The organism is Metallosphaera tengchongensis, assembly GCF_013343295.1.
Lineage (GTDB): Archaea > Thermoproteota > Thermoprotei_A > Sulfolobales > Sulfolobaceae > Metallosphaera > Metallosphaera tengchongensis.
The window spans coordinates 787,197-810,909 of record NZ_CP049074.1 but is presented as its reverse complement, the minus strand read 5'-3'; the positions used below and the strand labels follow the sequence as shown (position 1 = coordinate 810,909).

Genomic DNA, 23,713 nt, shown 5'->3' with positions numbered 1-23,713 from the left:
TTTATTCTATAATTGCAGAGATATTTATTTTATCCCATACCTTCTTTACATCCACGATTATTCCAGGCTTTGTGGTAGGAATCGATGACAGTGCGTCCTCCGAATACCCTAAGTAGGTCTTTATAACATGTTCTACTTCTTTGCTGTTGAGGTATTCTAGCAGTTCGCTTCTATACCTAGGTCTAACGAGGAACGACCTTTGCGGTATAAAAGATGGCCACGAATTTACGAACTTAGGAATAAATATATGTCCGCTGGGCTTCACTAATCTTTGAGCTAAATGCCTAGCCCAACCCCTCATGGTGGATATTACAATGTTATCCCATTGCTTATCGATGTTAACGACTTTGTTGTTATTGGATAATCTAAAACTCCCATCGTCATACATGATATTTATGTCCATATCTCTACCAAAAATATGTATAAGGACTGCAGTAAGACCTGATCCAATTATGAGAGTTGACCCATCACCTATTTTCTCCATTATATCCAAGGCTACTGATAAATGTGGGAGAATCAGGTACCTATCATCAATATTTTCTGAAAATGTAATTACTGAATCGACAGGAACCACCGCTCTCTCGCAAAGGAGACCATTAACTTCAGTTCCTATTCCACCTATGGCTTCAGATAATGGGAAGACCAAGGACCTCTTCCCTATCATTGATTGAGGTAAGTCGACCCCAACGTCCCTTATTTTCCCTATCCCTATAGATCCTAGTATTGTACCTGGCTTTACCCATAATAGACCTAAAAATATGGAGTTTTCAATTCCATCAACGAGGACTTTTTCAGGTAATATCTCGACACTTTTAGATCCTATGGGGGTCTCTGGCTGTTCAGAAACGATAATACCTTGGTTAAAAACTATCGACTTCATTTAGGATTAAAGTAGTAGAGAAGTTAATAGATTTTGGGTATATATTCTATATAATGAGGGCGGTACACAATCTCAGCAAAGAGAGTAGAGAAAAGATAGTTTTGACCCTTCTAGAAAGGAGAAACAAATCTGAGCTAGCTAGAGATCTAGGAGTATCCGCTGCCTCCATAGTGAAGTTCTATAAGGGGAAAACTCACCCAAGCGATGAAACCATAGTAAGGGCCATAAAAATAGCAGATGAGAAAGAAAAGGAGGAGATTGCGCAAATTATGGTAGAGGATCTTATTGACAGTTTATTAGAAATATTTGAGAACTATCCCAATATCGACACCAAGAAACTAGATTTGCTTAGAAAGGTCCTAGAAGAAAGGGATAAGAGAAAGATATTAACTTCTCTTGGCCTTAGCTTCGTATAGCGGACACGCGATACAGAAATTGGGAAACTTATCCACAATTACATGTTTTGAACTGTTACTATCCACTTCTATGACTTCGCTCGGCAATCCCAGTTTCTCGGGTTCATTCACGTTCCACGCGTTGCACTTCCCGTTATCTGAGTACCTACAAGTCTTCGATTTCCATATTCCCTGAACTTGAGCTATCTTCAGCCATTCCACAAAGTTCCAGAGCCTTTGCACGTCTTCCTTAAGTTTTAATATCTTGTCATCACTATCATTATGAATAATTTTCAGTTCTTCCTCTATTTTTTTAATATCAGACTCTATATCGGAAGGAGATATCAATAAAATGCTTGGTTTGAGGTTTTCTTCTACGCTCATGTTTCTTAGCTTATTGTGTATCCTTTTTAAGGCTGAATGCATATTAAATCTCCGTGGCATAGGATGGTTAAGGAGCTCTATAGAGAGAGAATGAAAGTGCTTACGGATCTCTGGGGAAAGGTTTTGGATATGTGGGAGAGCCTTGACAGAAACAGCTTACTTTCTATGGTTCAGCAAGCGTATGAGGAAAGGGAGATCAGACCGTTTAGAGGGTTTAAATCCACCAATCTCTACGAGAAGGAACTGATCAGTTTGTTCGTAGTTGGGAAGGAGGGACTTGGGTTATATGAAGAGCATAAGCAAGTATTTGATAAATTATTACCTCAAGAAGAAAAATTTCACGAGATAGCCTCCACAATAATAGAGAAAGGACCAGACGAGGCGTACAATTTATCTAATAACGACAAGGACATTTTAGCCAGGGCTTTACGTTTAATATTCACTGAGGTCGTCTTCTCGTTTTCATCGGAGTCTAAGCTTATTCAGGCTCTAAGAACATTGGAGAGCTCTCCCAACGACGCAGTAAAACATACAGCACGGAGCTTCTCCCGTTTCTACACTGCCTTTAAGCTGGCCGAAAGTCTAGCTGAAGGATTAATTAGGGATAAAATGAACTATATAGCGATGAAAAAAGCTATTTCTATTAGTATTGGAATAGAATATCCTTTGCCTAAATCCAGTTATGTAGCATTAATTTCAAAAGAAGTTTTCAACGTTAGTCCAAAGATTATACGAAAAGTCCTTGAGGTCTCAGTGCAACCATAGATATTTTTAAACACTGATTAAATGATAATTTAGTATGCAGAATTTATCATCTACACAAAGAGAGATCCTCCTAGCTCTCATAGAACTTTACAACAGAGAGAAGAAAATGATAAAGAGTAAAGAAGTAGCCGACATGATAAGTAAGGATGAAGGAACGGTAAGGAACATTATACTGAGCCTCAAGGTCTTAGGCTTAGTGGATTCAAAACCAGGACCTAATGGCGGATATCTACCGACATTGAAGGCTTACGAGTTCGTCAAGAATCCTACAATTCTCCCTTTACTTGATAAGTTGAGCCTTTATAGGGGAAACATAGAGACTGACGTGAAAGTTGAAAATATTGAACTTCTGGATATAACTAATCCCTCAGGTAATAGAGTAATCCTAAAAATTTCTGGTGATCCAAAGAAAATAAGGCCTGGAGACTCCGTAAGGCTAGGTCCGACTCCTTACAGCAGATTGGTAATAGAAGGCGTTGTTTTGAACACTGAGGAAGAAAGGCGGGAAATTATCATAGACGTCAAGAGGATGATAAGCATACCCAAGGAACGCGTTAAGAATATAATTAGTAAGAGACTTATATCGCTCAAAACTATCATGACAGTTAGGGAAGCTGCTAGAACTCTATATAAGGAGGGTATTAGGGGTGCACCGGTTCTGGATGATGCAGGAAATGTTGCTGGAATAATTACTACGGCTGATCTAATGAGGGCCTTTTATGAGGGCAACTTTGACGCTAAAGTAACTGAATATATGAAGAAGGAAGTGATCACTATAAGGGAGGACGACGATATAATGGAGGCAGTAAAGAAAATGGTTACCTATAACGTGGGAAGACTTTTAGTAATGGATCCAGTGAATAGGGTTAGCGGTATGGTAACCAGAACTGACATCCTGAAGTCGATAGCAGGTTTAGAGGGACTCTGGTCCACTTGAGGGAGAGATGCGCACTTATTGTTAACGGAGAGGTAGTGGAGATAACTAACATCGCAGAGGAAGATAGCGAGTTTGTAATGGAACCTGAAGAGTTATTGAAGTATATAGACGAAATTGAGGCAATAGTGCACACTCATGAGAGCACTTGCGCACCTAGTTATAAAGATGTACTTGGAATGAAAATTTGGAGAGTCCCTTGGATAATTCTTTCAGGAAATTGCATTAGAGGGTTTTCATTCGTTGACTCTCGTGTAACTGAGATCAAGATTGATCCCCTTCTCCTTAAGAAACTGAAGGACTTTTTCGTGCATCTTCATTAAGAACTCCCTTTTATCGCTAGCCAACACTATGTCGCTGTATTCTCTAGCCAGGAGTTGATGGGCAAACGGGCTGGGAACCTTAGTAGGTCCTATAACCGTAAGCTTAATCTTGTCCGTTCTGATATCCCTTAAGATTTCAGTTGCACTAAAGATATCCATGTAGTCTTCTAGGATTTCCCTAACTGTCTCCTTAAGGATAGGGAATCCTGGAATTTCTCTTATGACATTCATGAGAACTTCCGAGTTTAACTGCCTCCTATCGACGTTAGTTTCCCTTCCCTTGTATCTTTTCAGTAGCATAAATGATCTCTCCGCTGTATGTCTGAAGCGCCGCTTAACCATTTCAGTATGTAATATAATGTCGGAAAGGAGGGAATAGACTTCATCTGGGTCGATATCTTTTACGGCCCTTGTCACATCATAATTGACTGCGTTCTCCACCGTGAGGATAAATCCATTGTCACTTATTGAGGTTCTTACGTCCATGTTCAGATCTTTTCCTAATTTCCACGCTATTACTCTGGATAAGGCGTCAAGAGCCCTTCTTCCAAAAAGGGCGTGGAAAATGAAGTTTCTCCTTCCCTCTTCATCATCGTATATTTCAACTAGAATCTCTCTGTCACTTGGAACTAACCCGTCTGTAAAGTAGTATTGCTCTCTGATGTATTCAAAAAGGGATCTAGCTGCTGTCTTTGATATATCAAAGTATTCCTTTATGAAGTCCACAATTTCCTCAGCTTTATTACCTCTTCTAATCATCTCAGCTATTACACCTCTAAATTCAGATATTCTTCTAGCAGACTCTATGGATAACGGTAACATTTCTGAGAACCAGCTAGGAACGGTAGGCCTTTGACCCTCAGCTGGCCTAACTAAGATCCTATTCCCTCTTGATGTTAGGTATTCGAAGGTCTTCCCGCCTAGGATGAAAATATCCCCAGGCGATAGGATCTCCACGAACTCCTCCTCTAAGTTTCCAACATATTGATTACTCTCCGTAAATACAGGGATTAAAGGCTCGTCTGGTATAGTCCCACTGTTCATGTAAAATATCATTCGACTCCCTTTTTTTGGCTTCAGCCCTTTCTCACCTTCTCTTAACTTGGGATAGACATTGCGAGAATCAAGACCATATTTCCCCAGTAAATAATTGAGGACTGAATCGAAGTCCTCTCTCCTTAGGTTTGAGAAGGAATAAGATCTTCTAACGGTCTCATAAAGAAGGTCTGGTTGCGGCTCTCCCATAAGTGCCGAAGCTAAAATCAATTGAGTTAAAACGTCCAAAGGTGACTTCGGGATGTGAACGTTGTCTATCTTCCTATCCTTGGCTAACTTGGTAAGCATTGAACATTCCAGAAGATCGTCCCTATCAACAACAATGACCCTCCCTTTGCTTATCTGTCGTATGTGATGTCCTGCTCGCCCAATTCGTTGAAGCATTCTTGAGACACTCTTAGGACTGCTTAACAGGATTACAACGTCAATATAGCCTATGTCTATTCCCAGCTCTAGGCTAGTTGACGATACTACGACCTTTAACTCCCCATTTTTCAGTTTATTTTCAATTTCCAGTCTGACATCTCTACTCAGACTGCTGTGATGGGCCCCCACCAAATCCGCATCAAATAGTTTTTCTTGTTCTACAATTTTTCTGAGCTTGTATGAAACCCTTTCAGCTGCACTTCTAGTGTTGGTAAAGATGAGGGTAGTCCTATGCTTCTTTATTTCTTCTACGAGAGTCCTGTAAATCCCATTACTGACCTCGTCCTCGGTTGAGTGAATTAGATCCCTCACAGGAGATATAACCTTGAGATCTACACTTTTCATAAAACGAGCGTCGATTATTTTACAGTCTCTCTTCTCGCCCACTAGAAACTTAGCCACTTCGTCCAGTGGGGATATGGTAGCGCTTAGCCCAATTCTAACAGGACTTTTCTTTGAAAGGAATGAGTCGTACAGCTCTAGGAATCCAGACAGAAACGCTCCCCTTTTGCTTCCGGCTAATTCATGGATCTCGTCCACTACCAGCCATTCCACCTCCTTCAAGTTTTGGCTGAATTTGGGCGAAACTATCGAAATTGCAAAGGATTCAGGAGTTGTGATGAGGATATGTGGAGGGGTTTTCAGCATTTTCTGCTTTTCGTAAGAAGTTGTGTCGCTAGTTCTTATTCCTACACGTACTTCCTTTGGTAATTTAACCCTTGCCCTAATCTCCTCCAAAGGTAAAAACAGATTCTTGTACATATCGTTATTTAGCGCCCTCAAAGGAGAGATGTAAATGGCGTAAACCTTATCCTCAAGGTTTCCGGTCTCGGCGTAATGGAGAAGAGTGTCTAAAATACCTATGAATGCGGCCATAGTCTTTCCGCTTCCAGTGGGGCTAGAAATAAGGACATTATGACCATCCTTTATGGCAGGTATTGATGCACGTTGAGGGGGAGTGAACGAACCATATTTTTCCTTAAACCAATCTGCTACGTAAGGTCTTAAGAGCTCGTAGATCTCGTTGTCTGAAAATTGTTTGGCCTCTGTAATCATTGGAGATGAGTGAAATCCGCTTAAAAAAAGCTTGAGTTCTAAAGTTCTCTTTTGAATGTGAAGAACGTGAAGAGGAAACCCATAGAATAGTACAGGAGCCATAGGGATGTTATGTAGGAGTGGTGTAGGAAGTATATTAGTGAGGACGAGATAAAAGCTAAGCCAAAGAATAGAATAGGATATTGTATCCAGGTGGTAACCTTAACCCCCTTTGGAGTAACCACGTATTTCCTAGTTCTTCTTAACCCTGACAATAGGCCAATAAGGATAAATGGAGATATGGCAACGGTATAGGAGGATATCTTACCGAGAGCCCTGAAAGCTTCCACTGTTTTTAATCCCAAATCCTTTGCTTGTTTGATGAAATTGTAACCATACAGGCTAAGGGCTGTGATCCAGACCAATATTAAGGGAGATTCCAAGTAGTCATACCATTTTCCTATGACCAAAGGAGTGATGACTAATCCTGCCGCGGCCACGAATGTTAAGGCTATAGGTATATACTGTAAAAGGAAAAGAAGGATATCAATTTTCTGCCTTACGGAAAGATTTTTGCTCATTATTTCTTTAAAACGCCTTGTAAGAACCTCTATACTTCCCATAGCCCATCTAGTCTGTTGGACGTAGAACGCTACCAGGTTATCCGGCACTTCTACGTAAACAGACGACGAGGAAGAGCAAACCCTCTTACCTTTGCTCAAAAGTCTAGCCCCAATTTCTAAATCGTCCTGAATCATTCTTGGATCCCAGGGACCTACCTCCTCGATTGCCCTTCTGGAGAACATAGTTCCACAACCTACTGGAAATATTTTTAGTCCAATAGCGTCTCTACCCCTAAGTAACGACTTATCCGCTATCGACGTTGATATGGCTAGGCCCTTGGCTAGTGTCGAATGTTTATTGTTAGTGTATCCTACCCAATTCATTGTAACTGCGTCGCAGCCGAACGCCCTCATATGATTGTAGGCTTTTACCAAAGAATCCTTGTCTAGCCTAGCGTCAACGTCAAGGGTTATCACCAGTTCCCCCTTGGAAATAGAGAACGCGTGAGCTAAAGCTCCACTCTTATAACCTACGTTCCTCTCTCTTCTTACAATTTTCACGTTTAAGTTAGGAGGTATTTGAAGATTTTTAGTAATATAAAGGAACTGTTCTGGGGAATCATCTGAAACAATTACCACTTCTAATCTATCCTTATCCCATTGTACTGAGCTCAAGTTGTTCAGCAAACCCTGTATTACCTCTACTTTTTCTCCTCGTGTAGGGACTAATACTGAAAGAGTAGGAAGTTGGCTGTCGTAAATAGGAAAGAGGCTATCCTTCCTTCTGACCCCCTGTTTGAAAAGAACATATTGATACATCAAGACGGCGCTGGGTACTAGCAAAATGGCAATTTGAAAGAGTGCAGCGATAAACGAAATCATTGTAGTTTTACTCTTTCCTTAGGGATAATAAAATCATACGTATGTCTGCTCGTTTTGGGCGGCAGCCTTAGCCCCTTCTTTGCGATATCAAGTATTACATCCTTATCTAGATGAGGTGGCGAAAATCCCTCGCTCGGATTTCTTTCCATTGCCGACCCAAAGAGCTTCAATTTTTGTTCAAGCCATTGTAATTTCCAGTACGCTGAGTACACACTTTCAGAGCATATCTTGAATTCCGAAATCGAGAAACATATCTTTCCTTCACTTTTCAATGAGTTTAGGAATAAACGTGAAACAGGGTTAAGCTCAACTTTTCTATACCACACATCCACTGTAATGCTACTGTCTTGATAGTCAACAGCATAAACAGGTATCCTCTTGAACCCTAGCTGCATCATAGCTTCCCTTCGATGATGTCCATCTATAACCAATAAGGACTTCTCATCTATCAATATCGGGATGACTGATCTGGTCTCCTTTACTGCTATAAGCGTATTGTTCATTTTACGCCTCAATACATCCTCATGAGGAAGTAGATCCGACGGATCCATGTAATCTAGCGTAATATTTGCAGCATCCATTAATGACACATATGTTACAAAGCGGCTTATTGGCTTTACATGTTTTCCTCCCGTGAGTAATAAGGAGAAGATGGCTCAGCATGTTTTTCTTGTTTGAGACTTTTAGCCAGAACTTACTCACCTTGTCGTAATTACCTACAATACCAAGTCTTTCGGAGATCCTGAAGATATGGGTGTCTACAGGGAAAACCTCATAGTTCTTACAGGTCAATAAAACAACGTCAGCAGTTTTTTTCCCTATTCCGGGTACAGAGGTCAAAGATTTACGAGCTTCTTCCACACCTAGGTTCAAGATCTCTTCTATATTTCCACGGTATTTTTCTTGGATAAAGGAAGATATTGCCTTTATGGTTTTGGACTTGCTGTTATAAAGCCCTATTTCCTTCAAGCATTCTTTAATAGACTCTAAGGAGGCGCTGGACAGTTTAAGAGGTGTAACTCCTATGGTATTTTCCAATTTTTCATAGGCCCTCTTAGCTCCCTTGTCAGAAGTGTTCTGGGTCAGGATAGTAGCAATTAGAACCTTGAAGGGATCAGATGTCTTCAGCCACACCTCTAGAGACAGAAAGTCCTCAGGGACTACCTTGTAAGCTTGATCTAACTTCGATATTATATCTGAAGGATCACAAGATTCCATGCCTTTGTTGACCCTACTAGTCTAAGAGCCATGGGGCTTAAAAGCGCTTTAAATAAAATCTAAAACTGATGTACGAGCTAAAACTGGTTCTTGAGGCTATATCTGAAGGTGCGCTAAACCCAGGGGAGGTAGTGGTTAAGACACGATTGCCTAGATATGAGGTCTTAGCTATATTTCATGTTTTGGAAGGATTGGGTCTCGTGGAGACGATTTACTCAAAAGGATCTCACAAAGTATATAAACTGACGGAGAGAGGAAAGCAGGTTCTGGATGGACTCGAAAGGGGAGAGGTTCTGGAAGTAAGAACCAGAACCGAGCCTGTTACGGCTTAACGGATAATTCTAAAATTATCCTAAAACTTAGAAACTAGACTATTCAATTGCAGAATTAAAACAAAGGCTGTGACATGTCTGCTGAGTTTGCTCTTATTTTACAAGTTTGTTTTAAATTAAGTCTTTGTCGTATAGAAAATGAAAATTGGATTCCTCGCTATCATAAGGGTGCTATCTCCTCTTCTCTCTCCGACGGAAATTTGAACTTGCAACACGTTGTAACTTCCGAAATATTTTTGGATGACATGCCCTATATTTCCTATGCTTTCAATAGTAAATGCGTTTACTACAAGGCGCCCTTCTATAGTTAGTAGATCTCTAGAAAGTCTTACACTTTGCTCTAGATGCTTGGTTCCTCCAATGAATACAGAGTTGAACTGAGATTGCCTACAATTAAAATACTCGGATGAAGCCTGAATGTAATCAGAGTAAGATGTGATTCTTCTGCCTGGTGCTCGTTCTATGTAATCCTCTATATCGATACTTACAACGTAGCAACCTAATCTCTCAATCTCTGCAGTCAGGGAGCCCGTCCCAGTTCCGATCTCTAAAATTTTACATCCAGGGAATATCCTCATCTTGGACAACACGATGGCTCTAATTTCCTGTTTGGTTGGTCCAGGAATCTCATGGCTTTCGAAGATCCTATCATCTAGGAGAGGGAACATTTCTAACCAAGGTAGTATAGATTGTTTACCTTTAATATTATTGTACTATTAACTGTTATATTTCCAACGAAATTCGATAGCCTTACGATATTTCCTGGATATAATGGTCTGTCGACACTAAAGGTTTTATTTCCTATTATAATTTCTTGGATATTATCTTTCTGTTGTCCATAATTATAAAGAAAAATATAGAAAGAATTATTATTTATTTTAATCACCTTTATATCTATTTCTGTTAAAGCTAAATATGAGTTTACTTCGTAACTTACTGTCCCCCTTTGCTGAGTCTCTGTGCTATAAACGTAGTATAATAGGGGACCCGTGAGAGAGAGAACGATTAGGGTAACTAGGAGTGCAGAAAAAATTTCTGAAATGCCTTTTACATACCAACTCCTCATGATTAACTCGCCGCCAAAACTGAAGAGATGGTATCATAGATTTGCCCGTTTTGTAAAATAGCGTAAACAATCACTGTGTAGTAGTTACCTGAGACTAAAGTTCCTGGAATCCACGTAACGTTCTGAATCTGCTGGCCTGGCTGGAGAGTCTCATTTATATTGATCTTGTAAGGTTTGGGAAGATTTGAACCATTTAAAACAATATATTCCAGGTGAAGCGCTACATTACCATCATCTTTCAAAGAGTATAGCAAGTAACTTCCAGCTGGAGTCACCTGTAACTGGAAATTAGTTGTTAAGTCTTCATTGGTGCTTAGGTTACCGAAGAGACCCTTGCTGTAACCGTACAGTAATCCCCCCAGAGCTAGCGTTATTGAAATAATAAGAATTGTTCCCAGTATGGATGAAACCGCCTTTTTTGACCTCATTTTCCTCAAATAATATCTCAAAATATCAAGGAAGGGGGGACTATTGAAAGTATTAATGATAAGGCTATCACAACCATATATAGAATAGGGTTTAATAATGTGAATTTATATATCCTTGAATAAATAGTGGAAATAGCTAAACTATATCCTAAATTCACAAGGTTAAGATATTCACTATGAACCCCTGAAATTGAAGATATAGACGTTGTTGCAAACCAGAATAGTACAGGTGAAATTAGAGCTAAAACAGTAAACGTTCTTAGTTCACTGATCAGTTTTTGTCTGCTTGTTATAATATTATTTATTACAAGCGTAAGGTCATGAATTACATTAGCTCCCTCAACACCTTTCTTATCCAGTATGTTCAAAATTTCGAAAAATGAATTTAGCAGATTTAATCTAGCGATATTTGAAGGAATTTCTAGTCCGAGCTGTATAGAAACTCTGATCTTGTCGAATACTCTAATAGTTTGTTTATGTATTCCTATGCTATTAAAGTCAATTTTCTGAATGGCAGTCCTTACCCCGTAACCTAACTTACTATAATCAGCGATCTCGGATAAGACCTTAGGTATATCGTTCAATATGATCTCCTGATCTCTAATTTCTAAATAGGACGGGATGAGACAAGCTAGGCCCCATAAAAGTAGTATGGCTAGCTTCTCTTCCATGTTTATTGGGACAATCAGCAAAGGTAACGACGCTAAAATTCCTATTGCTTGGTACTTGCTCATATGTATCCGAATTCCCATATTAGGTTGAGATGTTGACACCCAGAGAATCATGAGTGGAGTTAGTAGCAAAGGGGCAATAAGAATGGAGTAGTTATTATTCTTCTCTAAAATCTGGAAGCTTATGGCTACCAAAGGGAACAAGAGGAAAATTGAAAAGGTCACCTCTACTATTTCAGAAGACTTATTAACAAAGTTTTGATATTCCTCTTTTATAGAGGACAGTATATTGTTAATTAACTCATGTGATCTCTGAGCTAGGGAAACCCCAAGGTACTGTGCAGAAATCGTGCCTGAATATACTTTGGCTAAAGGATGGTTCCCTAGGGATTTAAATCTCCCTTGAACGCCTTCCATGAAGCTATGTCCTTTGAAGATACCACTTCTTTGAATAATCTCGTACTCTTTTCTTATTTTATTGAAAAAATTACTATTTGCCACATCATCAAAAGCCTCTTTAAGCCCCCTTCCCAAAGTGGCGTTAAGGTACACTAGAATAGAGAAAGGCACATATTCGTTTTTTAACTCGTTAATATACTCTTGTTTTCTGAGCTCAGTAACAAAAAGTGGATAAAGATAGATGGCTACCGGTATTATGGCTAGAGACGAGAAGTACAAGTTTCTGATAGTTAGAAAAATTGCGAACGCTCCTGATATTATAAGGAAAATCCACATTCTTCTAGAGTAGTTTTCTAAATAGAGTGGATTTTCTCCTATGAATTCATGAACACTCTTTATTCTAGAGTAAAATAAAGAATAAGGAGAAATCTTTGTTAAAATAGCTAAACTACCAAATCTATCTAAAAATTTTAAAATTGAATGATATAGTTTACTATACCTAGATACTCGTTTGTACATGAATATCACCTTTCCTATAAAAATCTCCAATAAACTTTTGTATAGACTGATTATCTACGATATTATTTAGTAATAGATTTTTTAAAAAATTGACTCTTAATTCTAAATTATTTATTATATCTTTGATATCTATTTCATAAAGTTGCGATAAATATCTTATTTTTATAGAATTCTTAATGATAAAGGATATATCAACAGGTTCATATCTTTTCTGCCTATTAGACCACCATATGACTTTTTTGAATTTCGTTCTATTATCCACTCTTACAGTCTCATATATTGAACTCACAGCCTTCACTACCCTTCCACTATCGTCGACTCTTCTTCCGACCATGATAAAACCCCAGATGTTATTTAAGAACATTAGGGCTTGCTCCTTAGGTAAAAGGCTTATAATTCTGGTCACAACGTCTGAGGGCCTCCCACCATGGAAAGTACTCAAAGACGCATGGCCTGAAGCAGAGGCGTGAATTAAAGTTTCAATTTCCTTGCCTCTAACTTCTCCGATTATTAAGTAGTCTGGTCTATATCTTAGAGCCAACCTGGATAAATCATTTAGAGTGACGTCGTATGAATTAGTCCCTGTAGATCTCGTGAAAAACCTTATCCAATTTTTCCCAGCCAAGTTTAATTCTGGAGTGTCCTCTATACTTAAGATCTTTGAATCTGGGTTGGTAAAATTTAGTAATGCGTTTAAGAACGTGGTCTTGCCAGACCCAGTGGAGCCCACTACAAGAAAGAAAGGTCTATAATCCAACAAGAACCATAGATATGAGGCTGCTTCAACACTTATGGATCCTGACATGATTAATTTTACTAGGGATATGGGAGATAAGGGGAACTTCCTTATGTCGAAGGTTGAACCGGGGCTCGAGATTTCGTTGGATATGGTTGCCGCAACCCTGTGACCTTCAGGGAGGGAGAACTCCATGTAAGGTCTCGCAATGTTTACAGATTTATTACTTTTTATAGCTAATTTCTCAATAATTTTAATGATGTCCTCTTCTTTTCCTAATATAATGTTTGTATAAAGCCTTAGATATTTTGAGTGTTTCCGATGAATAACAGTAAGCGGAAAGTTCGGTCCAGTGCACTCTATTTCTTCGACGTCAGGATCGAGGAGGGGGATAGTAATTTGTTCAAAAAATAGTCTCTTTTTTAAAATATTTTCAATCTTTTCAGCTGTATCTTGATTAATATTTCGTTTCTTAATAATTTCGTGAAATTTGTTTTCTATATCTCCTGCAGCATTAGAAGATAGGAATACCTCATCTAGAACTCTGTTAATAATATCTCTTTCCTCATCTAGGACTTTAGGCTCTTCAATTATGTATAACCCTCTTCCATCATCGTCTATAATAGATACCTTGTTTCCCAGTATATAGTACTCTTCTACAACAGTTCTCATTAATTTGGATCCTAGTTATAAAAGATCTCAGAGTACGCCAACACTTTCGGTCACTTCCTTGATTTTCATTGAAGAGGCATTTGCGATAATGAAACCTAGATTTAAGGAGTCTATTCTGTACCTTTCTTCAATTTCGGTATTACCAACGAAAACCCTGATCACAATTAAATCGTATATTGGATCAAAAGGAAAGAGGACACGTATTGGTAGCCCGAAGTAAGCCGAAGTCCCATAAAATATTTGAACAGGAACGGATAAGGAAATGTTTGGGTCTACATTGAGATAATTTCCCTCTATCCATATTTTAGGATTTCTTATTAATTTATATAAAAACATCCTCATGACAACAGTATTATTGGAATATTTGTAATCGAATCTGACCCTGCTTTTCTTTGAATTATCTAGTACACTGTTAACTATTATTTCAACCGGTTGCTTATATTTTGGATGCACCTTTACCGTGTCAAAAATAAAGTTTTTATCCTCTGATCGTAAAATTTCAAGAAATATGTGACCCTTATCAATAAAGAGTTTTTTAGTTTCCTTTGGTTTTTCAATTTTGACAACTGGCACTAACGCTTGTAAACTGCTTATCTCCATATCATTGACAAATAGGCTAAAGCGTATCTCCTTATGGCTTTTCTCCCATGCAGGGACACGTAAACTCTCGTTGAATACAAATCTCTTGTCGGAAAACTTAGCCTTTATTTCTTTATGCAGTGAATCGAGAGAAATTCTTAAAACAGCCTCTGATCTTATGTTTCTGTTTATTAAAAGTTCCCCGCTAAGTATTGCGTTACCATTGTTGTCCTTAGTTCGTCCGAAACTATCTGCTACTAAAAGATTCCCCTTAAATCGTAAAATGATGGGCTCCTCGTTTAATGAGATAGGTATTTCAGAAGAAATGAATTCAGAAAGCAGGTTAAAACTCATTCGAGGGTAATTCCCTAAATATTCAAATTGTTCCACAACATATCCATTTACCTTACGACTGCTTACTTTAGGTAAAAATTTATCGGTCTCAATAACGTAGCCTTCAGGAACTCTTATTGAGATAATGTTCTCGGGTCGGTTTTCTTCTATCTTGACCTCTAACAGATCGCTGAGATCTATAATTGATACGGTCTTTTTCCTGTATATAACAACCTTTCTTCTCCCAACTCCTACCGTAGCGGGCTTAAGCTCATATAATAGTTTAAAGTTGTTGTCAAAAATTTCCGTTTTCCCTTCTGAGACTAGAGCCACGTAGTTTTCGCTACCGTCACTTTTTGTTGGATATATTCCAGTTCTGACTGATCTCCATCCATCCCAGAAATACTGCCGAACCAAATTCCCACAAGAGATTAAATACCAACCATGGCCTCCAGCTATAACATCTGCGTTCTCCTTGCAAGTGCCTATGGTTCGATCATTAATAACTAATTTATCCTCTGGATCCTTGAAGATAATATCATTAATATTATGATACAGAATAATTCCCTCTATCTTAAACTTTTGAACTGAATTGTCCCAGCCCAATAGCGTTGTTTCCCCCTCTCTTATCAACGATAAGCCAGCCCTTGAGGTGCCTATCAATTTTAGATCCTCGAAGTCAAATATCTTTCCATTTTTGAAAATAATCCCTTTCCCTTTATTCATGAGGCAGGTTGTACCGAAATATGAAATTAGGGTCTCATACTCGTCATTTTTGAAGACGTATTTATTGTTCAAAAAGTAGATCCGTTCAATCTCACTTCCAACTTTCACATAATGCACGCCCCAAGCCTTATTGCACTGATTTGTGTCACATTTAATTACCCTATGAGTATCGCCCTCAATTTCCATAAGGGAGCTTCCTATTTGAAAAAGCCAGTAATCTCCAATTACGTCAACCTTAGGATATACCCTTATTTTAGGTTGAATCAGGGCGGAAGTTAAAAGTTCAAAATGATCTGTAGTTTTCCTAAATGTAGCTTCGAGACCGTCTGGAATATCAATCTTTGAAGAATATTCTAATCTAGGGACTTTCACGTGATAAGGAGAACTGATTAAGACGGAGAGGGTTCCACGAAAATTACCTTTAGACCATTATCGTCAAGGTTCATGAAATCTTCGACAGAGCCAACGTAAACTCTCTCTGTATCCAAAGAGACGTCAATGCATATGTGAAGTCTCAGTTTGTATCCAACATTTGAGGCAATCTTTTTTACAACCTCTGAGACAGTAAGTTCAGGCTCTGGCAGAAGGTACACGTTCAATCCTAAAGCTATTAAATGCGAAATTTTACCATAGTTGTTCTTATATCTCGATGAAATAATAGCTGAGTCATTTATGGGCTTGTGAATCAATGAGGCGCATTTCTGTATTGAACTTATACCAGGCTCTATCTCTGACTCGGGAAAGAATTTTCCTAGACCTGAGACCATAGGATCCCCTGTAGATAAAACGTAAGTACGTTCCTTACTTTTGATAGTATTAAGGAACTCGTAAAGCTCTCCTCCCTTAGGCAGTTCTATCAGTTCTGCATCCGTAGCACTAATTTTCTTGATCTCTTGGAGAATTCTAGACGACGCCACTACCGTCTCTGCGTCCTTCAAACTACTTAAAAGGATCGTTGTAAAGTACTTGGAACTGCCCGGACCTGCACCCAGTACCTTAGGCCAGAAATTTCTTTGCACCTTCTGACTCACCAACAATTTCCCCCTCCATATTAATTAAAATACAATATATGTCGGATTTATTGCTTATTAATTCGCGAGAGTTTTTTACAATCCTATTAGCTATATCATTAAAAATTGAGAAATAGTCATATTTACTTAAAATTTGTATTGCATCGTCAGTAGTTTTAGCGCTGAATATTTTTTGCAGATCCTGAGGATCTATTCCATGCTTGGCAGCATATGCGGTGATGGTCTCTAATCTCCCGTCCCCATATTTATAATGGGTATTCCATATTCCAATCGCACTCTTTATGAGTTTTCCTACGTGACCATACAAAAGAATTTCCTTAAATCCTCTCTTAGCCGACGCCTTCAACATTCCACCAGTGAATATAGCCATTTGGACAATTGATCTCTTATCCACAGCTAGCTTTTTCCTTGCACTCGTCTCGCCTATATTTCCTGGAACCAAAACTACATAGTCAAGTCCGTAACTTTTCACGATATCTAGTTGTTCTACCATAGAGGCGTACCAGGAAACTAAGCTCATTGGCTTCACTATTCCGCTTGTCCCTAGGACTGAAACTCCTCCTTCAATTCCAAGTTTAGGGTTAAACGTTCTTTTGGAGATCTTTTCGCCTTCCGGTATAATGATCTCGAGCTCTGCACCGAACTCATTTCCTAAAACTTCCTTTAGATTATCTATTAATTGTTTTCTAGGAACTGGGTTAATGGCAGGTTCCCCTTTTGATACCGGGAGACCGTGATTGGTCGCAACCCCCATACCCTTCCCTGCTTTTAAAGTCAAGAAACCAATATCATTATTGAGCTTCATCCTAACAATGATCTCCATCCCATTCGTATCATCTGGATCGTCTCCTCCATACTTGGTAATTGACGCTTCACACCACTCTCCAATCCTCTTGACGTAATTCAAAGGTACTTCTATTCTCAATCCTATGGGTGTAGAGACAACCACAGAGCTAATAGTACCTCGCTTGAACGTGATGGCACAAGCTTTAGCAGCTGCTGCCACGGCAGTACCTGTAGTGAAGCCCATTTTCATTATTTTTCGGCGAGCCGATTTTGCGTTGGAGAGGGATGGGGAGGAGGGCTGGTAAGTCAAGGGAATTCTTACGCTCAACTCACTCATTTCCCTTTAGTTTTCCTATAAAAAAGTCTTCTGTCTTATGCACGAAATTAAAATATCTTACCCCCAATCTACCTGACTCAAAACTAGTGTACCCTTTGGATCCAGGTATGTCGGTGGGGAGAAGCATATCTTTAAGTTTATCCAAAAGCATTTCAGCTTCCTCAGGGAAAATAGAGCAAACGGAGTACACTGCCCTCTTAAATTTAATGGAGAACAAATCCTCTAAAAGTGATTGTTGAACTCTTGAATATTGTTTTACTTTCGACTTATTTCTAAGGGATAGCAAAATACTTGGGTCAATTGATATAACTCCTGAAGTTGAGCAAGGAGCATCGATCAATACAGCGTCAGCGTATCTTATGCTACCGTATCTTGAGTCCTGGTTAACGAAGTGAACGTTCTTAAAGTCGACACCAAATTTTTTCAAAAGGTCTACTTCTTTATCAAGTCTACGCCTGTCGATCTCCGCAAGGAACAGCTCTACTTTTCCTTCAGTCTTCTCGTATATTAACTGAGATTTGAGCCCAGGGGAGGATGCCATCTCATATATCTTCTCATACTCTTTCGGTTTTAACGCCTCTACGACGGCAACACTCGCTTTGTCCTGGATTATTATCTTAAAATTTTGAAATTCTTCTGTTTTACTTACATCTTTAGAAAGAGATCTGTATATATAAGGGAAATCTGGATCCCTCGCGAATTCTAGACCCTTCATCTCGAGACTCTTTAGGATCTTATCTTCGTCAGCTAAAATTCGATTTACCCGGAACCACTGCGCCTTTCCATTCACTAGACTCTTTTTATACTTCTCGATGTCGATCAGAGTATTAAGTTCCCTCTCCATCCATGCTGGAAGTCCAACGTTTACCCCATCCATGCTCAAAAATTCCTTCACCTTTTTCCTTCTAGTCTTTCCATTTAAACTAAAGTAGCTTAGAACCAGTTTCCTTGAGATTTCATACAGATCGTCATAATTAGATTTTACTCTCTTAGTAGACTTGGCTTTTGAGAACGCTACAGGGAGAGGATATCCATCTTCCACGTAAAACAATACCGTAGAAAGAAAATCAATCTCATTCAATTTCCATCAAAGCCTTTACTAAGCTTACTCCTAGGGAAACTCCGCCTTTAACGCTTATGTTTGTGATATACTCCACCGAATTATTTTTTGATAGCATATATTTTAATCTTAAAGCATTAACAAATCCCACAGGTACACCTATTACAAGTCCTGGCCGAAACCCCTCGTTGATCAGTTCTAGCAACTTCCCCAAAGCCAAAGGGCTAGTTCCAATCATTACCGCTTTTCCATTCATAACTTCCCTCCAAGACTCAACAATGTCTTGCGAGAAGTACTTATTAGTCCTGGTTCTAGGCTCTACATATATCCCAAGATTGCCTAAACCCGCTTTCGCCATTCGGGTATCAACAAGAACACCTTTCCTTACCAATTCCGGTCCTACAGTAAGGGCATTTTTTGAGAACCTAAGCGTACCAACGAGGTCAAGGTCTCCTATGCTCCTAATGACTCTCCTCATGACGTGAGCCTCTCTAGGGTTCAATAAACTTAGAAAATCTCCAAGTAGAAAGTCTATTTTCATATCTCCTTCTTTGCTGATATTATCTACGTCTCCCATGATGGGATCATATCCATCTTAATGACTGTCTACTATAAAACGTCATAAGTTAATAACATACAATGAAGGACGAGCTCGCCTTACTAGCATGTATGGGTTTTATTTTCCTTTTTAAGGGGTCTTCGTTAGTCGATTTGCTATATATTCCTTCGGTGTATTTTCTAATAAAAATTCTTAGAATTACTTTATCCTCTAGGAAGATCTCTAAAAAATGGAAAAGGAGTTTTTAGAGCATAGTTCAGCCTCTCGGCATTTAGTAATAAAACATTCCACAGCCTGTCTGCCTTTCAATCCTAGCTCTTTGGAAAGTTGGCTTGTATATCCGGTGTTAGCCACAATCGAGGCTGACTCCCTAATCGCAATTTTGATCTTAGGTATTACATCATCATTAACGTTTACAGCTATCATTTTTAGTACAACCGGTAAACTCCCGCATCTCTCATGCCAAGACTGGGTCAAGTCCACATTTACGTTATCAACCCCGACGGAGCACTCGCAGTTTTGTCCAATTGTAACTGAGTATTTTTGATTAAATATCTTCATATAATAGTACTCAGTGGAATTCGAGTTCTGTACGCAAACTTTAAGGCCACTACACTGCCCTACTAACCCTATCCTATCGGCTATTTTTGCCCCATTGGAGATGAACTTAACGTCTTTTATGTAATTCAGCAATGGTAATGGTAGGTAAACTAGATCGTACCTGTAGAACTCAAACTTGAGATTATCCTCCTTTATCCTTATGGGTTCAAGTACTATATCTCTGTCGACAGCTCCTTCCAACAAGGGTCTAAGAGGTACGAGATCCTTATCATCAGAATAGGCTAGAGTAAATTTCACGATTAGACATTTAACTAGCTCTGATCTATTAAGCTTAGATGGAGGATAGGTCAGTAGATACTCTCATTGTGGGTAGCGGCTACGCAGGGCTCAACGCGTTTTATTCACTTAAAGGAAAGGCGCTGCTAGTGTCAAATTCCAAGACTTTCAAATTTTGGACGGCTGAACTTCGAAAACTTGTGGATCCTAAACTTCGGAGCGAGACGGAATTGGGATTCGTGGAAACCAAATCTGTGAAGGATCTGGATTTCTCATCCTTAACTGTAAGGGTGGATAATGGCATAATCCGTGCAAAAAGTCTTGTCCTTTCGCCTGGGTGCGTAAGACCTAATCTGTTACGGGTACTGGAAAATGCAAGGAAGTCCTCTGATGTTTCCCTCGGGGCTCAAGATCAATATGACGAATATTTGATCTTGCAATTGTCATTTTATCTAAGGAAATTGGGAAAAAACGTTAAGGTTTATACGTCATACCTCAGTTGGTTAGGAGAGCCAGTCGAAAATGAGGTTAAGAGAATGCTCGATGAAGTTGGGATAGGATACACTGAAAATCCAGAGGATGTATTGGATTCATGCACACCTGAAAGTCCGTTTGAGTTCTATCAAGCCAATCAATTCCTTCAAACAAAGGATAACGTGTACGTTGCAGGAGACATCATAAGGGGCTGGCCCAAGCTCGGAGAGCTTGCTATGAGAAGCGGAAAATACGTAGGCGCCTCCATCAATGGGTTCAGTGGATCCTTTAAGCCTATTTTTATATATATTCTAGACAATGGAAAAAATATCGGGCTTCACATAAGGTCAAATATACCCTGGGGTGGTAGTTACGTGACGGTGAGGAGGTCTTGGGTGAGGTCGGTTTTCAAACGGTTCATTGAGAGGTATTACATCTGGAGAAAAGGTAACATGGGGTTCCTTCTAAAAGTTTAGGACACCCAGGGACCTGGGGGGCATTCTGGGGGAATCACCGCTCTCGATAGGTCCCTGAGAGTCCATATATAAAACTAATTAAAGGGGTTTATTTACTTACCGAAACCCTTACATTATTTGGGTAATATTCTGCAAACGTACTTTGTAAGGAAAAAGTTTTATCTAGTTCTGATTCCTCCTTGTCCTGAAGGGCATAGGTCTGAAATCTTTCTTATCGGTATCAAACAGGAAAAGGAGCTTTTACGGTTCGAGGTTCAATGGAATTTTCAAGTAACGAGCTAAGATTCTACGTTAACGATCTTGAATCTAAGTGAATGGTATTCCCAACAATATGTCTAGGTCAATTCCAAGCCCGAGCACTATGGAAGAGTAGATATTGTAATAGAAAGCTTTACCAAACATGTTTTTAGTGGCATAATAGAAGGCCACTGCCATGACAAGTCCGTGTAATATTGTAGATGCGTATGCTACGGGACCTAAGTTATAAACCGAGTCCGCTAAAAGGTCTAAAATTACTGAGAAGAGTTGGTTAAGACCTGCAAACAATAGGGCTTTACTACCTAATAGCACGGCAAAGCTATGAAGGCCGCTTTTTCTGTCGAATTCTGCATCTGGTATATGATTGTACAAATCAAATCCAACGGCCCAGAGGATTGTGGCAATCACAAATAGCCAAGGTACTGAAGTTATAACTTTGATTAGCGATACGTCACCTACCCCCGCGCTTGCAACTGCCCCACTAAACACAGCCAGCCCTTGAACTGTTGCAATCTGATAGTTAGCAAATGCGGTAAACCTCTTCATATAAGGGTAAGTCATGGTTACAAGGGCAACAATAGGGGAGAACAAGAAGGCCCATCTATTAACAAGGAATGCCGAAACGAAGAATCCTGTAAGCCCAACGATTATAAGGATTTTAGCCTCTCTACTGGAAATTGCGCCAGTCACAAGAGGTCTGGTTCTGGTTCTAGGATTAACAGCATCTATTTCCCTATCGGCTAAGTTATCGTTAGTCATCCCAGCAATTCGCAAGAAAAACAGGGCGAAGAATATAAGGATAAGGACGTAAGGGCTCGGAATTCCCCTTATTGCTATGAAAGCACCTAAATAGGCCATAGGAAGGCTGAAGAACGTCTGCTCCATCCTAAGGAATTTTAGGTAAATGTAAAGTTTACTCTGGCTTGAAGTTGCTCCTCCAGGATCCCAAGACACGAGTATCAGATAGTAAGCAGAGGTTTTAATTTCTTATTAATCTGGAGATAGTAGTCCAGACCATCCACAAGAGCCATAATTGAGGCTTCTATGACGCTCTGCGAAACTCCTTCGGTTCTCCAAGTGTTTTTACCATCAGTGAACTCTATGGTTACTCTGACCACGCTCTCAGTATTCTTTATCTCCCCTGGAAGGACAACTCTATAGTCCGTTAATTTAACGCTCTCCAACTCTGGAAAGTCCTTAACTAAACACCTTCTGAGAGCGTTATCCACTGCATTTACCGGTCCATCACCCTCCGCAGCCTCTATCCTGGAGTTAACCTTCACAACAGCTAAAGCTAGTCCGTTTTCGTTTATGACTTTCCAATACTTCATGTCTATTAACTTCTCGTAGTATCCAAGCTCTTTCAAAACAACTAACAGCGCAGATTCGGGAGCCAAATCAAAGCTATACCCCTTAGCCTCAAGTTCCTTGATGGTTTGTAGAGCCCTTTTTAGTTTCTCTTCTTTCTTCTCTAACTTTAACCCCAATCTGTCAAGGTAATTTACCAGATTCGCTGTACCTGATAGTTCGGAGATTACGATCTTTCTTTGATTTCCAATAATTGAAGGATCTATGTGTTCGTAAGCCCTTGTATTTTTCATTACTGCGTCCGCATGTACCCCTGCCTTATGTGTGAAGGCATTGTCACCAACGTATGGCTGGTATGGATTAGGATGGATACCAGCGAGTTCATAGAGAGCGGAGGACACTTCTTTCAACCGCTTTAGCCCATCTGGGTTCCTAAGAACTTTGAACCCCATTTTCAGCAACAGGCTTGGAATTATTTGAATCAGATCAGCATTTCCTGTTCTTTCTCCTATACCATTTATGGTGCCTTGAACATGCCTTGCTCCCGCTACCACTCCCATAAGCGAATTGGCCACTGCGTTACCTGTATCGTTATGCATATGAACACCCAGTTTAGCCTTTGTCCTTTCAGCGATGTATCTAGTTATTTCTAACACTTCATGCGGTAATGTTCCGCCGTTAGTATCTGCAAGAGCCACTACCTTTGCTCCAGCCTCGTAAGCTGTATTTACAACTTTCAGCGCATATTCCTTATCTTCCTTAAACCCCTGGTAAAAATGTTCAGCATCGAATATCACTTCTATGCCGTGATCCCTCAAGAACTGAACACTATCAGATATTATTTGAAGATTGTCTTCTAACGTAGTCCTAAGAACTTCCTTAACGTGTAGCGTCCAGGTCTTCCCGAAGAGAACCGCTACGCTGGTGTCAGCGTCAAGAATTGACTTAAGACTAACATCTTCCTCTGGTTTAATGCCTTTCCTCCTTGTGCTTCCAAAAGCTGCAATCTTCGCGTTCTTCAGTGAGTAGTTCTTAATCTCCTTAAAGAACTCATAATCTTTAGGATTTGAACCAGGCCATCCTCCTTCAATATAGTCAACCCCTAGTTCATCTAGGAGAATAGCAGTTTTTATCTTATCCCTCAAGGTGAATGAGATAGATGCCGCCTGAGAACCATCCCTGAGGGTAGTATCAAGTATTTCTATGGATTTCTTGACCACCGGCCATGATAACAAATGATTTGACAAATTATATAAGCTTGTCTA

24 protein-coding genes are annotated in these 23,713 nt (G+C 39.6%); 5 read left to right on the top strand and 19 right to left on the bottom strand.

Going from position 1 to position 23,713, the window contains the following annotated elements:
* Nucleotide 1: 1 nt before the first annotated feature.
* The gene (locus tag GWK48_RS04285) at nt 2–880 is read right to left on the bottom strand and encodes an MDR/zinc-dependent alcohol dehydrogenase-like family protein (RefSeq protein ID WP_174629938.1); all 879 of its coding nucleotides are present in this window, start codon (nt 878–880) and stop codon (nt 2–4) included.
* A gap of 53 nt (nt 881–933) precedes the next feature.
* Here GWK48_RS04285 and GWK48_RS04280 point away from each other — a divergent pair, with 53 nt between their 5' ends.
* Entirely contained in the window at nt 934–1,296 is a 363-nt protein-coding gene (locus tag GWK48_RS04280) for a hypothetical protein (RefSeq protein WP_174629936.1), read from the top strand.
* Here GWK48_RS04280 and GWK48_RS04275 read toward each other — a convergent pair.
* Nucleotides 1,267–1,659 carry a hypothetical protein gene (locus GWK48_RS04275; protein WP_174629934.1) on the bottom strand — a complete coding sequence of 131 codons (393 nt, stop codon included), beginning with the start codon at nt 1,657–1,659 and terminating at the stop codon, nt 1,267–1,269. The genes GWK48_RS04280 and GWK48_RS04275 overlap by 30 nt on opposite strands.
* A 63-nt stretch (nt 1,660–1,722) precedes the next feature.
* Between GWK48_RS04275 and GWK48_RS04270 the strand changes: the two genes are divergently transcribed.
* On the top strand, nt 1,723–2,424 hold the full coding sequence (locus tag GWK48_RS04270) for a DUF2192 domain-containing protein (RefSeq protein WP_174632535.1): 702 nt from the start codon (nt 1,723–1,725) through the stop codon (nt 2,422–2,424).
* Between the two features lie 34 nt (nt 2,425–2,458).
* Entirely contained in the window at nt 2,459–3,361 is a 903-nt protein-coding gene (locus GWK48_RS04265) for a CBS domain-containing protein (RefSeq protein WP_174629932.1), read from the top strand.
* 233 nt (nt 3,362–3,594) lie between these two features.
* Here the strand turns inward: GWK48_RS04265 and GWK48_RS04260 are convergent, their stop codons facing one another.
* The 4 genes from GWK48_RS04260 to GWK48_RS04245 are packed head-to-tail and all read right to left on the bottom strand — an operon-like array spanning nt 3,595 to nt 8,861.
* Entirely contained in the window at nt 3,595–6,216 is a 2,622-nt protein-coding gene (locus GWK48_RS04260; protein ID WP_425487492.1) for an ATP-dependent helicase, read from the bottom strand.
* Between the two features lie 41 nt (nt 6,217–6,257).
* Nucleotides 6,258–7,643 carry a glycosyltransferase family 2 protein gene (locus GWK48_RS04255; RefSeq protein ID WP_174629922.1) on the bottom strand — a complete coding sequence of 462 codons (1,386 nt, stop codon included), beginning with the start codon at nt 7,641–7,643 and terminating at the stop codon, nt 6,258–6,260.
* Nucleotides 7,640–8,146 carry a ParB N-terminal domain-containing protein gene (locus tag GWK48_RS04250; protein WP_246263905.1) on the bottom strand — a complete coding sequence of 169 codons (507 nt, stop codon included), beginning with the start codon at nt 8,144–8,146 and terminating at the stop codon, nt 7,640–7,642. Before GWK48_RS04250 ends, GWK48_RS04255 begins: the two co-directional genes overlap by 4 nt.
* A gap of 19 nt (nt 8,147–8,165) precedes the next feature.
* Nucleotides 8,166–8,861, bottom strand: a complete 696-nt coding sequence (locus tag GWK48_RS04245; RefSeq protein ID WP_174629918.1) for an endonuclease III domain-containing protein — start codon at nt 8,859–8,861, stop codon at nt 8,166–8,168.
* 68 nt (nt 8,862–8,929) lie between these two features.
* Here GWK48_RS04245 and GWK48_RS04240 point away from each other — a divergent pair, with 68 nt between their 5' ends.
* Nucleotides 8,930–9,193, top strand: coding sequence for an SSO5209 family protein (locus GWK48_RS04240; protein WP_174629917.1), 264 nt, complete (start codon nt 8,930–8,932; stop codon nt 9,191–9,193).
* Between the two features lie 116 nt (nt 9,194–9,309).
* Here GWK48_RS04240 and GWK48_RS04235 read toward each other — a convergent pair whose 3' ends face one another.
* From GWK48_RS04235 to GWK48_RS04185, 11 genes are all read right to left on the bottom strand, one after another.
* Nucleotides 9,310–9,861: a methyltransferase domain-containing protein gene (locus GWK48_RS04235; protein WP_174629915.1), complete on the bottom strand. Its 552-nt coding sequence runs from the start codon at nt 9,859–9,861 to the stop codon at nt 9,310–9,312.
* 2 nt (nt 9,862–9,863) lie between these two features.
* Nucleotides 9,864–10,259 carry a pilin subunit UpsB gene (gene upsB / locus GWK48_RS04230; RefSeq protein ID WP_174629913.1) on the bottom strand — a complete coding sequence of 132 codons (396 nt, stop codon included), beginning with the start codon at nt 10,257–10,259 and terminating at the stop codon, nt 9,864–9,866.
* Nucleotides 10,260–10,261: 2 nt separating this feature from the next.
* Nucleotides 10,262–10,708 carry a pilin subunit UpsA gene (gene upsA, locus GWK48_RS04225; RefSeq protein ID WP_246263904.1) on the bottom strand — a complete coding sequence of 149 codons (447 nt, stop codon included), beginning with the start codon at nt 10,706–10,708 and terminating at the stop codon, nt 10,262–10,264.
* Nucleotides 10,705–12,276 (bottom strand): membrane pilin protein UpsF, encoded by a 1,572-nt coding sequence (upsF, locus tag GWK48_RS04220; RefSeq protein WP_174629911.1) that lies wholly within the window; start codon nt 12,274–12,276, stop codon nt 10,705–10,707. Before upsF ends, upsA begins: the two co-directional genes overlap by 4 nt.
* Nucleotides 12,257–13,684, bottom strand: coding sequence for a type II/IV secretion system ATPase subunit (locus tag GWK48_RS04215; RefSeq protein WP_174629910.1), 1,428 nt, complete (start codon nt 13,682–13,684; stop codon nt 12,257–12,259). The genes upsF and GWK48_RS04215 overlap by 20 nt, the downstream gene beginning before the upstream one ends.
* Before the next feature lie 27 nt (nt 13,685–13,711).
* Entirely contained in the window at nt 13,712–15,694 is a 1,983-nt protein-coding gene (locus GWK48_RS04210; RefSeq protein ID WP_174629908.1) for a hypothetical protein, read from the bottom strand.
* A 17-nt stretch (nt 15,695–15,711) separates the two neighbouring features.
* Complete coding sequence (locus GWK48_RS04205) at nt 15,712–16,353, bottom strand: SAM-dependent methyltransferase (protein ID WP_246263903.1); 642 nt, start codon at nt 16,351–16,353, stop codon at nt 15,712–15,714.
* A complete protein-coding gene (gene cbiD, locus GWK48_RS04200; RefSeq protein WP_246263902.1) occupies nt 16,319–17,476 on the bottom strand; it encodes a cobalt-precorrin-5B (C(1))-methyltransferase CbiD in 1,158 nt (385 codons plus the stop codon). Before cbiD ends, GWK48_RS04205 begins: the two co-directional genes overlap by 35 nt.
* Nucleotides 17,469–18,518 (bottom strand): RsmB/NOP family class I SAM-dependent RNA methyltransferase, encoded by a 1,050-nt coding sequence (locus GWK48_RS04195; RefSeq protein WP_246263901.1) that lies wholly within the window; start codon nt 18,516–18,518, stop codon nt 17,469–17,471. Before GWK48_RS04195 ends, cbiD begins: the two co-directional genes overlap by 8 nt.
* A 31-nt stretch (nt 18,519–18,549) precedes the next feature.
* Nucleotides 18,550–19,077 carry a precorrin-8X methylmutase gene (locus GWK48_RS04190; RefSeq protein WP_246263900.1) on the bottom strand — a complete coding sequence of 176 codons (528 nt, stop codon included), beginning with the start codon at nt 19,075–19,077 and terminating at the stop codon, nt 18,550–18,552.
* A 240-nt stretch (nt 19,078–19,317) separates the two neighbouring features.
* Nucleotides 19,318–19,953 (bottom strand): hypothetical protein, encoded by a 636-nt coding sequence (locus GWK48_RS04185; RefSeq protein WP_174629898.1) that lies wholly within the window; start codon nt 19,951–19,953, stop codon nt 19,318–19,320.
* A gap of 38 nt (nt 19,954–19,991) precedes the next feature.
* Here GWK48_RS04185 and GWK48_RS04180 point away from each other — a divergent pair, with 38 nt between their 5' ends.
* On the top strand, nt 19,992–20,882 hold the full coding sequence (locus GWK48_RS04180) for an NAD(P)/FAD-dependent oxidoreductase (protein WP_174629896.1): 891 nt from the start codon (nt 19,992–19,994) through the stop codon (nt 20,880–20,882).
* A gap of 306 nt (nt 20,883–21,188) precedes the next feature.
* On the opposite strand, the gene GWK48_RS04175 is transcribed toward GWK48_RS04180, so the two are convergent.
* Together GWK48_RS04175 and cimA are read right to left on the bottom strand one after the other, a co-directional pair.
* Nucleotides 21,189–22,094 carry a 4-hydroxybenzoate octaprenyltransferase gene (locus GWK48_RS04175; protein WP_174629894.1) on the bottom strand — a complete coding sequence of 302 codons (906 nt, stop codon included), beginning with the start codon at nt 22,092–22,094 and terminating at the stop codon, nt 21,189–21,191.
* A gap of 5 nt (nt 22,095–22,099) precedes the next feature.
* Complete coding sequence (gene cimA, locus GWK48_RS04170; protein WP_174629892.1) at nt 22,100–23,668, bottom strand: citramalate synthase; 1,569 nt, start codon at nt 23,666–23,668, stop codon at nt 22,100–22,102.
* Nucleotides 23,669–23,713 lie beyond the last annotated feature (45 nt).